General features: G+C 55.5%; 10 protein-coding genes. 4 read left to right on the forward strand and 6 right to left on the reverse strand.

From position 1 onward, the window contains the following. Nucleotides 1–54: 54 nt before the first annotated feature. From SFX18_09915 to SFX18_09925, 3 genes are all read right to left on the reverse strand, one after another. The gene (locus SFX18_09915; GenBank protein ID MDX1963458.1) at nucleotides 55–1518 is read right to left on the reverse strand and encodes a cytochrome P450; all 1464 of its coding nucleotides are present in this window, start codon (nucleotides 1516–1518) and stop codon (nucleotides 55–57) included. 625 nt (nucleotides 1519–2143) lie between these two features. Further along, nucleotides 2144–3277 carry a hypothetical protein gene (locus SFX18_09920; GenBank protein MDX1963459.1) on the reverse strand — a complete coding sequence of 378 codons (1134 nt, stop codon included), beginning with the start codon at nucleotides 3275–3277 and terminating at the stop codon, nucleotides 2144–2146. 327 nt (nucleotides 3278–3604) lie between these two features. Then, nucleotides 3605–4936 (reverse strand): BBP7 family outer membrane beta-barrel protein, encoded by a 1332-nt coding sequence (locus tag SFX18_09925; protein ID MDX1963460.1) that lies wholly within the window; start codon nucleotides 4934–4936, stop codon nucleotides 3605–3607. Nucleotides 4937–5408: 472 nt separating this feature from the next. On the opposite strand from SFX18_09925, the gene SFX18_09930 reads away from it, so the two are divergent. Beyond that, nucleotides 5409–6443: a hypothetical protein gene (locus tag SFX18_09930; GenBank protein ID MDX1963461.1), complete on the forward strand. Its 1035-nt coding sequence runs from the start codon at nucleotides 5409–5411 to the stop codon at nucleotides 6441–6443. A 51-nt stretch (nucleotides 6444–6494) separates the two neighbouring features. Beyond that, nucleotides 6495–7310 (forward strand): sugar phosphate isomerase/epimerase family protein, encoded by an 816-nt coding sequence (locus SFX18_09935; GenBank protein ID MDX1963462.1) that lies wholly within the window; start codon nucleotides 6495–6497, stop codon nucleotides 7308–7310. A gap of 132 nt (nucleotides 7311–7442) precedes the next feature. On the opposite strand, the gene SFX18_09940 is transcribed toward SFX18_09935, so the two are convergent. Then, nucleotides 7443–8984 (reverse strand): PQQ-binding-like beta-propeller repeat protein, encoded by a 1542-nt coding sequence (locus SFX18_09940; protein MDX1963463.1) that lies wholly within the window; start codon nucleotides 8982–8984, stop codon nucleotides 7443–7445. A 132-nt stretch (nucleotides 8985–9116) separates the two neighbouring features. On the opposite strand from SFX18_09940, the gene arfB reads away from it, so the two are divergent. Continuing rightward, the gene (arfB, locus tag SFX18_09945) at nucleotides 9117–9542 is read left to right on the forward strand and encodes an alternative ribosome rescue aminoacyl-tRNA hydrolase ArfB (protein ID MDX1963464.1); all 426 of its coding nucleotides are present in this window, start codon (nucleotides 9117–9119) and stop codon (nucleotides 9540–9542) included. A gap of 50 nt (nucleotides 9543–9592) precedes the next feature. Here the strand turns inward: arfB and SFX18_09950 are convergent, their stop codons facing one another. After that, nucleotides 9593–9856 carry a hypothetical protein gene (locus SFX18_09950; protein MDX1963465.1) on the reverse strand — a complete coding sequence of 88 codons (264 nt, stop codon included), beginning with the start codon at nucleotides 9854–9856 and terminating at the stop codon, nucleotides 9593–9595. A 241-nt stretch (nucleotides 9857–10097) separates the two neighbouring features. Between SFX18_09950 and bshB1 the strand changes: the two genes are divergently transcribed. Beyond that, the gene (bshB1, locus tag SFX18_09955) at nucleotides 10098–10787 is read left to right on the forward strand and encodes a bacillithiol biosynthesis deacetylase BshB1 (protein ID MDX1963466.1); all 690 of its coding nucleotides are present in this window, start codon (nucleotides 10098–10100) and stop codon (nucleotides 10785–10787) included. Nucleotides 10788–11252: 465 nt separating this feature from the next. Here the strand turns inward: bshB1 and SFX18_09960 are convergent, their stop codons facing one another. Further along, nucleotides 11253–12875 carry an ABC transporter permease gene (locus tag SFX18_09960; protein ID MDX1963467.1) on the reverse strand — a complete coding sequence of 541 codons (1623 nt, stop codon included), beginning with the start codon at nucleotides 12873–12875 and terminating at the stop codon, nucleotides 11253–11255. Nucleotides 12876–13070: the final 195 nt, after the last annotated feature.

Raw genomic sequence — 13070 nt, forward strand, 5'->3', positions numbered from 1 at the left:
GCCTTCCGGGAAAAGAATTTCAATTCGAATACGCGGAGTTTAAGTACCCCCGACTTAGGCCGCGCGACGTGGGCGATTTTCTCGCTGAGTTGGCCACTCCAGCCGGACTAGCTCGTGGATATTCCCCCGCACCCAATGACTGGCAAAGTCGGTTTGTGGGCCCGCGACCAGCATCGGAATGCCGCGGCTGGGTCCGAGCATGGTGGAGATGACCTGGCCATCGATGACCGCTCCAGGAATCACCGTCAGTCGCTGCCGCTGCCAAATCAGCGAGATCGCCAGCTTGAGTGTCATGGTCGCCATGGTCGCGCCGATGCACATCCGCGGACCGGTGGCAAACGGCAAGTAATCATACGGCGAGGGATTGATGGACTCCCACCGCGCCGGGTCGAACTGGTACGCCTGGGGAAAGACGTCTTCCAGATGGTGCGATAAAAACTGGCTAAAGATTAACAGCGTTCCACGCGGTATCGGCAGCGGGCCAATCTGGGCGGGGCTAGCGCTGATTCGTTGTGAATAACTACTGGCTGGCAGACAGCGCATGCTTTCCTTGATCACGCGGTCCAACAGCGGCAGGCGTTCCAATTGGGCCAGGGTGGGGGCCTCTCCCCGCAATTCGCCCCACAATTCGTCAAATAGATCATGCGCCACCCGGGGATGCTGCGCCAGCAAAAACAACGTCCAAGAAAGACTGTTGGCCGTGGTCATGTGGGCGGCGGCAAAGAGCACCGCCGCCTGGCCGATCAACTCTTCCTCGCTCAGGGGCTGTCCCGCTTCATCCCGCGCGTGCAACAGCAGATTTAGCACATCGTGGCTTTGAGGGTCATTCTGCTCGCGGCGCAGGTCGATCATCGCCCGGATGAGCGTTTCCAACTCTTCCGCCTGGGCTAGTAAGGCATCATAGGCGTCGGGGTCCCGCGCCGAACTGAGCAGCGAACCTAAGCCATTGGCATGGTTCAGATTCACCCAGCGTTCGGTGCTGGCGCCGATATTCATGGCCAAATCACGCTGGTCAAAGCCAAACAGCATGCAACTGGTGATCCGCAGCAGCAGCTCGACCGAATCGGCGTGGATATTGCGGATTTGGCCGGGTCGCCATTGCGCCAGTTGCTGCTGGATAATCGCCGCGATGCTGTCGCGATAACCGGCGACCGACTTTTTTTGAAAAGGAGCGTGCACGATCCGGCGATGACGCTTATGGTCCTCGCCATTCATGCTCAGCAGGCCCGCCGTCAATCGCCGCTGGGCTGAATGCTTTGGCCCGCGAATGGCAAAAAACTGCGAATGAAACGTCTGCGTGTCGCTGAGGATTTGTTGGTTGAATTCTGCGCCAAAGCCAAACACAATTCGTTGACCGGCTTCTTCCAGGATGGCCAGCCGCCCATGCCGCGCATGCAGTTGACGCATGGTGCCGATGGGATCCGCGGGAAAATCCAGCAGTCGGCCTTGGGTCCGGGGAAGCGGCGTTGCGGAGTCTGACAACATAACGGCGGGTGCGTCGGTGGAAAATCTGGCCATGACTGGCACGCGGGTGGCAAAACGCAAATAGCTTCACGGGCGTTAGGCAACGAATAACCCGCGAAAGATAGCAAGAGAGACTGCCAGGGCCAAGAGCGCGTATGCTAGCAAAAGCTGAAGTAGCACTATTTTGCGCAGAACAGATGGCGCTGCAGCGCCGGTGATAAAAAGATCCAGATTTTGAGCCATGCATGGGGGTGTGTCAAGATTTAGCCTGTAACCCAAAGGACAAGCGGCCGCCATTGGTCAAAGCGGATAAATCGGGCCGTTGGCCCTTTCATTTTTTCCTGACCATTGACCTAGGGCGACGCTGCGCTTGCCCTAGGCTGGGATAGGTCGGGCCTTTGGCCCGCAAAGGATCAAATGCCTTTGGCCCGCAAAGGATCAAATGCCTTTGGCCCACATAGGATCAAACACCTTTGGCCCAATAATAAATTTGCAAATGGAAAATCTTCGCACAAGCGTAGAACTTTACGGTTGAAAGTACAGATGAATTTGTGGCGATCGCCACTCACCCCTGACCACTTGCCCCTCACCCCGCGAACCGCGTCTCCCGCCTCCTGCCTCCCATCTCCCACCTCCCATCTCCCACCTCCCATCCATTACGGCACCGGGACGGTGCCTGCTACAATGCCTGCCGATAGACGCGGTAGGTTTTGTAGAGCCGCCCTCCCACGCTTTGGATCACGCGGTTAATGAGATCGTTATCCTCCAGCGTCCAGCTTAGCTCCGCGCCCGTGTAACCCAGTTGCTGGCGACCCGTGTCAAAAGTGCGCAGCATGAGCAGTTCGGCGATTCCCCGGCGGCGGTACGCCTGGAGCACCCCCAGCGCCATCATACGGACATTGCGAATGCGGCGCAATTCGCGGCGAAAGCGAAAATAACCTAGAGGCAGTCCCCAGGTAAAAAGGCGTCCATTCAGAGGTCGCAACGCCTCGTTCAGATCGGGCATCGTCATCGAAAAACCCACCGGTTCCCCCGCCACTTCCGCCATGAGGAACATATCCGATTCCGCCCAGGCCAGCATTTGCGTGGCCATGGCCTGAAACTCGGTATCGGTCATCGGGCTAAAGCCCCATTTGTCGCGCCAGGCTTGGTGGTAAATATCCTTGCAAATGGCGATTTCCTCGCGCCAGCGGTCGCGGCGAAAGGGGCGAAGTGTGATATTCCCCCGCGCGGCCAGTTTTTCCACTCGGTGCCGCCACTGTTCGATCTGCGCGTTCGGCTCAAACCACCAGGCGTACATGTCTTTGGCCTTGGCCAGGCCATTGGCGGTGAATAGGTCCGCGTAATACGGCGGATTATGATTCATCATCAGCCGGGGGGGCGTGTCAAAACCGTTCACCAGCAGCCCGCAAGTGTAGTTGGTGCTATAGTCAATGGGGCCCAGCAGTTCCTTCCGTCCACGGTCGCGTAGCCATCGCCGGGCGGCGCTGAGCAAAATTTCCGCCACGCGGGGATCGTTGATTGACTCAAACATGCCGAACATGCCAGCATTTGAGCCATGAAACTGATTATAGTGCGGATCGTCCGAGACCATGATCCGGCCGACGTCCCGCCCCTGATCGGTGGCTAAAAAAAGATCCGCGTCCCCAAACTGATAAAACGGATGCCGCCGCCGGTCCACAAATGCCCGCCGCTCCCACATGAGGGGGGGGGCCCACAGCGGATCGTCCCGATAGAGGCTCCAAGGGAGCTGGACAAACCGTTCCCGTTCACTGCGCGACTTCACGGGGACCAATTGCACGGGGAACGTCATCCAAAAAAATAGTGTATCCAGGCAAGTTCTGGGGCTGGCGGAAAATACTAACCGCCGGCTGTCGGGTTGGTGCCACTTTTGACAATAAATGTGACGATCCCTGGTGGCCGCTTCCCGGTCGAGAGTGCCGGTAAACTCAATTCTACTACGTCGGCCCCAAATTCAGAATTTGCCAGCATTCTTACTAGACGGCGGATTATCCGCAAAATTGTTACCACCACCAACAAAAACACCCAGGTCCAATATGGAACCTGGGTGTGTGGTTGAGGGCTTTTTGCGGATATTTTCGCGATCCCGCAGGGAATAGCCAGCGTGGGGATCAGCGGTTTAGCGATTGATTTCCACACCAAAGTTAAAGCCATTCACAAAGAGGAACTCGTTATTTTCCTGTTCCTTGATAGTGGGGGCGGGAAGGATGTAATCAATTCGGCGGGCCGATCGGGCAATATCGCTGACGGCAATTCCCGTGTAACCGATTTGCAGGGCGATCGCCTTGGTTACTTGATAACTCACGTCCAACCGCAACTCGCCGACCGCGGATAATTCTTCGTCAGAACGGGAGGCCAAAAATGCTTGTGAGTTACCTTGAGCGATTGTATTGCCGGGGGCTTTCAAGAAAAAGCCATCCAGACGTGCCTGTTGAAAGTTTACCCCCAACACACCCCGCAATTCAGTCCCTACTTTCCAGCGGCCTTCTTCTCGTGACCAGCGAAAGCCGAGTTGGGGGCCGACGATATGGTTATTTGTCCGCATATTAATTTCGGCGGTATTAAAAACCCGAGCTAAACTGGGATCATTAGCGGCCAATTCAAAAATGTCCGTAAAGTTGATGTACCGCACGCCCAGGAGCCACTCAAAGTCGCCCCCATTGTGAAACCGGTCTAGGCGGTTGATGTGCATTAATTCGACCGTGCTAAACCGGGAGATATTTCGCAACAGCACATTCTGGAAAAACACAGGGAAGACAACTTGATCCGCAAAGTCTGTCCCGACAAAGGTGTCTAGGATGCCATCTTGCGGCGGAATGAATGGCGGAATACCACCGGTGGGCGTTCCCTGGTCAAAGTTGAACGGCCGGGTGTCGCCAAAGATGCCGTTGCCGTTCACATCATCATCGATGCCGTCCCCATTCAAATCAACAAAGCCAAACAGAGTGTTGAACGGATCGAAAAATGCGATATTGGCAAACGCGGAGGTCGTGAACACCTGGTGATAATTATGCACATGGGCGGCCCCGATCATCCACCCATGCTGGTCGTTGACATAGCCCAGTTCATATCGATTTCCCCAGACCCATTCAGTTTCGGTAAAGTCAGTGCTTAAATCATTAGTGTTGGGAAAAATTTCCAACCCTTCATTCAAAATTTGTTCGCTGGCGGGATCCCCGACAGGCACCGACTTGGGTCGGTTGAATGCCCAGACCACGCGGTCATAGTCAAAGAAAAAGCCTTCCTTGCGGTCCGGCCCATTGCCATACATGCTCAGATCGGCCGTTTCAAAGGGCCGGTAATTATGGTGGGCATAAAATTCCGCCGGCTCGGTATGATTGGAGGTCGGCGGGACCTCGGAGTGGGCACCCGTCTGGCCGGACGCCACGGGGACCATGCCCCCTAGGACCGCGCCGGCAATCAACACCATCCAAATTTTCTTGAGCAACATGATGGGCTTCCACCTTTGCCAAAACAACAGGTTTCCAGGGCAGACTCTTGACCGCGCCCGAGTCGATGCCTCTGCTTACGACGAATTTATCGGATAGTCCAGTCGTAGGAGTTGAGCAAGAGTGTTAAACTCTAACGAAAATACCGAATATGCCAGGAAGTGCCAGTAAAATGGGTTGTTTGGGTAAAACAGTCCCTCGATCATTCCCGTAACTGCCGTAAATATGGACAAATAAGCTAAACAGGGGGATTTTTCGCGAATGATGGTTTTATTTCTATGTAGAAGGTTTGTACACCCGACGCCGGAAATTTGTTTCTTGCGCTCAAAATGGATATACTCCTACTGGTCTACTGTTCTGCCTGATGCAACCTCGATTTGATAGATTTAGGCCAATTTTCCCCCCATTCTCCCGCCATTTTGTCAGCTTGCCCTTTTGACGCGGCAGAACCGGGCCTTTACCCCAACCCCAAACTTGTCCCGTATGCGCCAGATAGCAAAATTTTGCCTTTTGTTTGGCTTGGCGATTGTCGTCGGCCTGAATATTTTGGCCCGTCTGCTGGCCCAGCAGCCCGCGACGGCTCCGGCGACCCCTGCCGCACCCGCCAATAAAAGCCCGCACCAACAAAAAGCAGCCGATAACAAGGCCGCGAAGGCCCCCAGCGGAAAATTTTTGCGCGTGCAGCGGGATAAAAAAGGGACCGCGACCTCCTTGGATACCGGAATCGCGCATTACAAGAATCCTGCTGTCACGGATGGACCAATCGTCGATTTGATAAGCGCGGTCCATGTGGGGGAGAAAAAGTATTACGAGGAATTGAACAAGCTATTTGAAAAGTACGACGCCGTCCTGTACGAGCTGGTCGCCGAGGAAGGTACCCGCGTCCCCAAGGGGGGGGGCGAGCGGCGGGGGGTGATCTCGGGGATTCAGGGGGGGCTAAAGGATATGCTGGAACTGGAGTTTCAATTGGAACAGGTGGATTATCAAAAAGAAAACCTCGTTCATGCGGATTTATCCCCCGAGAAATTCGCCGCGGCCATGAAAGAGCGGGGCGAAACCATGCTGAGCATGATGTTTCGCATGATGGGGCAATCGATGGCGATGCAGGGGGAAATGCAAGCCAAGGGTAAAAACACCGATATGGAAATCTTGATGGCGCTCTTTTCCAAGGATCGCCCCTTAAAGCTCAAGCGGGCCATGGCGGGTCAATTTGAAAATATGGAACTCTTTACCCAGGCGATGGGGGGGCCGGACGGTTCGACCATTATCGAAGGACGCAACGCCGCGTGCTTGGAGGTGCTCAAGAAAGAATTGGACGCTGGAAAAAAGAAGATCGCGATTTTTTATGGCGCGGGGCACATGACCGATATGGAAAAGCAGCTAGCCAAGAAATTTGAGCTTCAATTTACTGGCGAGGATTGGTTGGAAGCGTGGGACATGCGGGATAAACCAGCCGCCGCCAAGCCCGCCCCTCGCCGCGCCCCCGCTGCGGGTAACTCCCCCAAGTAAACGCGGCGATTGCCAGGATGCCGCTATTTACAATTCTTTCGGGGTGGTTGGATGTCGCGATTGTCAATTAACGAGTTGACCACCTTTCGCTGGACACTGGCCGAGGACCTGCGGCATTATGCCTCGGCCGGTATACCGGCCATCGGCCTGTGGCGGCGCAAAATCGCCGATCTGGGGGATGATGCCGCCCGCCAAAATATCCGCCAGTCCGGACTGGCGATCTCTAGTCTGATGTGGGCGGGAGGGTTTACCAGCCATGATGGCGTCCCTTTTAAGGATGCGCTGGCCGACGCCGGTGAAGCCTTGGATTTTGCCAGCGGAGTTGGGGCCCCCATCCTGGTGGTCCACAGCGGCGGACGGGGGGGGCACACGCTCAACCACGCCCGCAGAATTTTTCAAAACGCGCTCAAGGAGCTATTGCCGCGGGCCGAAGCCGCGGGCGTGACCCTGGCGATTGAGCCCATGCACCCCCATTATGCCGCCGAATGGACCGTCTATGCCGGTTGGCAAGAAGCGCTCGACCTAGTTGTAGGGCAAAATTCACCCCGACTACGGTTGGTGCTGGATATGTATCATTATTCGCTGTTGCCCGAAAGGTTGGATTTATTGTCCGACATCGTCCCGTGGCTGGCGTTGGTGCAACTGGCCGATGGCAAGCAAACGCCCGAACACGAACAAGACCGCTGTCGATTGGGCGATGGCCGGGTCCCCCTGGTGGAACTGTTTGACCAATTGCGGGAACTTGGGTATGCAGGGGATTTTGATGTGGAGCTTTTTGGTCCGGAAATCGAGCGCTGTCACTATGGCGAACTGCTCAGCCATTGCAAAGCGGTCTTTGCACGGTTAAGCGGGGGGGATGTCAATTAATAATTACTAATTAAAAATTAAGAATTTAATACATGCAATAGAACATATTCTGCAGATTTACAATTATTTTTTCGTCACTCATCTCCGTGGCTGTCAATTCGGCAACAGAGTTGCCTCCTACCTCTCGCCACCTCACTCCGTCACATCGGCACAAATTAGACGGTCTGCGCCGCGCACATACAGCAGGCCATGAGAAATAATCGGGGCCGCCCAGGCGGGATAACGCAGCAGCAATTGCCCCGTAGCGGCATTTTGCGGGACCCAGGTGGCGACGCAGGAAAATTTTTGCGGATTGGTGGCTAATAGCAGCACATCGCCATTTTCGGTAAGACAAACAAAATGGTCCTCCACGTACAATAACGATGCCCGGCCCAGGCCCGCCTCGCTCCATTGCACCTTGCCCGTGGTTAACTCCACGCAACGTAATTCCGCCGAAGTATGCCGGCCACTAGAACCGTACACGTAACCCTGGTGATGTATGGGCGTGTTCCAGTGGGTTTGCAGGGATTTGGGTTTGCGGGGGTGGGGGTCGTCCCGCCAGACCACATCATAGCCGCCAGGTTTAATTCGTAGGACCGCGGTACCGGGACCATAACATTCAGAAATGAGCACCAGATCGCCCACAACGACGGGATTACTGGCGTTCACGCTAAACAGATCATCGGCCCGCCAGGGAAAATGAAAATCTTGCTTGCCGGTAGCCGGTTCAAACCCGATCAGCCCGCCGCGGGCAAACATCAGCCCCCAGCGCCGCTGGCCAAGGGTCGTGGTGACGGGACTGGCGTAACTGGCTAGTTCGTCGCTGAACTGGTACTTTACTTGACCGGTGAGTTTGTCAAAAGCGACCACCGCGGAATCAGCACCCTTGACCAGGTCCAATCGCTGGGGATCGTCGATCGCGGAACCAGGGGGACTGCCACCCACATGCACTAGTAATAGATCTCCCTCCACTAGGGGCGTGCTCCCCACGCCAAAGAAGTTTTGCACCACGTTAAATTTTTTGGCCGTGTCGCATTCCCATAGTTTTTCTCCATTGGCCAATTTCAGGCAGGTTAGCATCCCTTCCGCCCCAAATAGATACACCCGCGAGCCGTCGATCACCGGCGCGCAGCGGGGACCATTATCATAGCCAAAATTATCGATGTACGTGGAGGGGTGGCGGTATGTCCATAGTTCGCGACCGGTTTCACTTTCCACACAGATGGCGGTGGCCTGATTGCCGATTCGGTCATAGATGACGCACCGACCCCGCGAGATCGCGGGCATGCCATAACTGTTATGCAGTTTGCGTTCCCACAAGATCTGCGGAGGACGCGTTTGCCAATTTTTTCGCAGGCCGGTCTCGCTGGATTTGCTATCGCCGGTCGGCCCCAAAAACGACGGCCAATCCGTCCCTTTCGAGCGCGTGCCCAGGATGGGAATCTCGGCCAGATCAGCGGAAGTGGACTCTGCCCCCTTTGGCCCGGGTGGCAGGGAAAGTTTTTCTGAGGGAATGCCTGTCGCCGGGGAAGTCGAAGGAGGCGCGGCGCTGGAATTTGCCTGACCGGCGGGGGCGGGATTTTGCGTGCAACCCGCGCAAAAAAAAACGCATGTTCCCAGCGCTATCCCAAGCGCCAGCCGCGCGGCACGGTAAATTACCTTTTGTTGCGGGGTAATGATCGCGGACAAAGTCACAAATTAGCCTCTCGGGGGGGGCGGACGACTATTAGTAATAGCCCTGGGCGAAGCGCGCAGGCTTCAATTAAGATAGCATATAGCGAAAGTGCCTAAAAGTTTTACCCGTCCGAAAGGCTAACGTGAACGCCCATGCCCCTGGTGATCAGCAGCAAAGTCGCGATACCGGACCAGGAATTGAATTTTAGTTTTGCCCGCAGTTCCGGTCCGGGGGGGCAAAATGTGAATAAGGTGAATTCCAAGGCGATCTTGCACTGGCCCGTGGTTTCTAGCGCGGCCTTGCCGCCGGATATCCGCGCGCGGTTTTTAAAGAAGTACCACACCCGGATTAACAACCAGGGAGAACTGGTCCTGCATAGCCAACTGTATCGCGATCAGCCTCAAAACGAAGAAGATTGCCGCCAAAAACTAAAGGCGATGATTACCAGCGTGCTCTATGCCCCCAAAGTGCGCAAAGCGACCAAACCCACCAAATCCAGCCAGCACAAGCGATTGGATACCAAAAGAACGCAATCCGCCAAAAAGCAAAATCGCCGTCAACCGCGTCGCGAAGAGTGAACCCGGCCATTTTCCGGCTAAGGAGACGCGCCAGCAAAAATTTCCCCTTGCTAGTAACCCAGATTTTTTTCGATTTGCTGGGCTTCGCTGCTGAGACCGAGGCGATTCTTGCCACTGGCGGCGGGACGGACTTGTTGGCCCCAGTTTTTAAAGTCGTCGCGAAAATTATTTTCAGGTTCCGCCGGTTGAAAGAGCGCGCAACCCCCTAAAAACGCCATTCCCCACACGCCGACGATCAACGTGGGCCAAAGTCCCCGACGTCCAGGCGCAAGCGCGGTTTGGGGCCGAATTGTGGCGGGTGGCGGATCTATCATTCCCTTGATTCCTGGCCGAATTGACGCAAATGCCCGGCGGCAAAGCCGAATCCCCTAGGCATGCGCGGCCCAATCATGCCAAAATACCGCGGTCCTGTCGAGGCGAATTTAACGTATAAAACCGCCCAAGCTGGAATGGTCCACCCCCTGGCCTGGCCAATAGCTTCTCGACCGGGGGTAGTTGCTACTATTTTTGATGGCGGTCATGGATCGCCAAGCCTCAATTCAGCCGGAGTCGGGCATGTTGGACGTTTTGATTATCGCCCCCCATCCCGATGATGCCGAGCTAGGCATGGGGGGGGCGATTTGTAATCTCAAAGCCGCCGGGCGCAGTGTGGGCGTCTTGGATTTGACCAGCGGAGAGCCGACCCCCTATGGTTCACCGCAAATTCGGGCCGCCGAAACCGCCGCGGCCACTAAAGTCCTTAACCTGGATTGGCGGGAAAACCTGGGCCTGCCCAATCGCAGTCTAGAGCCGACATTGGCGGCACGCGGCGCGCTGGCGGCGGTCATCCGCCGGACCAAGCCGCGCTGGCTGTTTGCCCCGTACTGGGTCGATGCCCACCCGGACCATGTGGCGGCCACGGAATTAATAGAGGCAGCGCGCTTTTGGGCCAAGCTGACCAAAACCGATTTGCCATACGATCCCCACCATCCCCAGCGGGTCTTCTACTATTACTGCGTGCATTTGCGGGTGGTGGCGCAGCCCGCGTTTGTGCTGGATATATCTGAATATTGGGAAACGAAGTTGCGGGCGATCGAATGTTACCACAGCCAGTTTGTGGCCCAGCGACCGACGACCCCGCCGACATTTTTGGATCGGCTGCGGGACCAGGCGGCGTATTGGGGGTGGACCATTGGCACGGCTTATGGCGAACCTTATGCCTGCAAGGAAGCGATCGGCATGACAGGATTTGGGGAGTTGATTTAGGTGGCGGAATTCGCCAGAATTCCAAAGCATTTGAGTAGCGAAGCTCACCAGAATTCCGAAACATTGAACAAACAAAAGCGTGGTAGCGGATTTCTCCAGAATTCGAAACATGTGGTAGCGGAATTCGCAAAAATTCCGTAGCTTAGAGCAAATTTCATATGCATACTTGCTCAACAGATCGCAGGTAACCTTCTGCAACGGCAACAGGAATGAAACGGTGATTACCGGATGACGCCATAACGCTATGGGAGGATTTCCTCTCTCTCCATGAGTGGAGGGGAACGCAACGCGTTCTGATCATGGGCAATACGATGGATCATCGCCCTGCAATTAAAGTGCGGCGGTAAGAGTGTAGTGTAACATTTTGGTGAGAGGGATATTCTTTTGTCTCCACCATCTCAAGGGACTGAGCTGATTACACTCTAACATCTCAGGGGACTGAGATGATTACACTCCCAAGCTCCCTCACTCTCCGCTTCTCCAGCGAAACTCAAATAACATGACGAGCGCGATCCAACAGCCGGCAATCAGGGCGGAGGTAAAACTGACATACAGCCAAAACGAGGCATAGCTGCCTGACAGGGAGTATTTTAGGTCGGTGGCGAGATAGGGCAATTTGAATAAAGTGGAAAAGGGACTCACGATCGAAAGCGTTTCCACGGCGTCCACTAGCGGGGTATTGGCATAAAAGCTTTGGGCAAAGAATTGCAGCGCGGGGGGAAGGCAAAACAGCACCACAATCGCCAGGTAAGAGACAATGAGGCTGGTTGCGGTCTTGCGGCAGATGACCGAAGCCAAAAGCGCCACGCTGGCTGTAGTCAGGCAGGTTAAAATGATAATCGCCGGATAAGCCAGCACGAGTTGCCAATTCTGCCAAAAATACGGTCGAAAGATCACCGCCAGCAGAAACGGCCAAAACAACAGCGCGGTCAGCGCCCCCGCGATGCGAAATCCCGCGAATAATTTGCCCCCCAGGATTTGCAGCGAACTGAGGTTGGTCGTCAGTAGTAACTCCAGCGTTTCCCTTTCCCGTTCGCTGGTGATGGCGCCGGCGTTAAACACCGGTCCCACCAGCATATTAAACAATACCACATACGCCGCGTACCAAGCCGACAACTCCGGCACAAAGAACAGCACGCCCGCCATTAATGGAAAGGCCAACAACAGGCTGATTTGGATAACCAGCCGCAGCATTAGCGTCCCCTGAGCAAAGATTTCGCTGCGCAGTTCTTTATCGTACACCGGATTGGCGTGGTCCGGGAGCAATTGCGAGCGCTTGGGGGGCGCGATCAGGCTATCCGGAAAGCGGTCGCGGCTGATGACCATCCCCACCGCTTCGCGCAGCTCGCGTTCCTCGTCGATGACTTCCTTCCCCTCGCTTCCCACATCCGGCGGATGCAGCAGCCGCTGGCTGGTCATGGCAAACAACATCGCCGTTAATCCCAGCGAAATCAAGGGAAAGATCGTCAGGGTAAATATCAGCCGGGCTTCGCCGTTATTGCCAAATAAATTCCACACCCCCACGCCAAAAAGCGCGAGGGGCAGGATGAGCAAGTAGGATACCACCAGGGCGGAAGACGTCCGCTGAAAAAAACTACTGCAGGCAATGCTGATCATGCCAAATAGCGTGACTGACAGGATTAACCCCAAATACACGGTCAAGACTTCGTATAGCGACACCCCGCCTAGGGGGAGGCAAAGCATGACAATCGGCAGGGAGCTAAACAATAGCACCGCCAAATGGGCCAGTGAGGCGAACAGTTTTCCCAGGACGATCGCCTGCGGTCTCAAGGGACTGGCCAACAGCGACTCATAGGTGTGCCGTTCTTTTTCGCCGGTGATGGCCCCCGCCGCAAAGCTGGGGGACATGAGCGCGACCAGCAAATACTGGCCCAGAAAAAACAGATTAACCAGATTTTTAGCCGATTCCGGGTTATTACTGAGGTTCAGGCGGGATTCCTGGGGCCAAGCCAGGATCACCACCACGCCCAATAGCGCGTTATAGCCCAGCAGCAGCGCAAAGGAGCGCAGCGTGCGTAAATTAATCAGCAATTCGCGCTGCAATACGGGATTATCAAGTAAAAGCATAACCTAAAGCCATGCAGGGGGGGCGGATATCCCGTCCGGGCCAGCGGGATGCCAGGCTTTATCGATCATAACAGACGCCGGGGAATCGCTCAAACGACGGAGAGAATTGCCAGGCGGGGTGGCCGCTCGAAAGGGAAAAAAATGCCTTGCAAGTTGGCAGGCCCGGTAAGCGGGGGTAAGATAAGAGGGTGTCGC

It is taken from the genome of Pirellulales bacterium (assembly GCA_033762255.1).
In the GTDB taxonomy this organism is placed as follows: Bacteria; Planctomycetota; Planctomycetia; order Pirellulales; family JALHPA01; genus JANRLT01.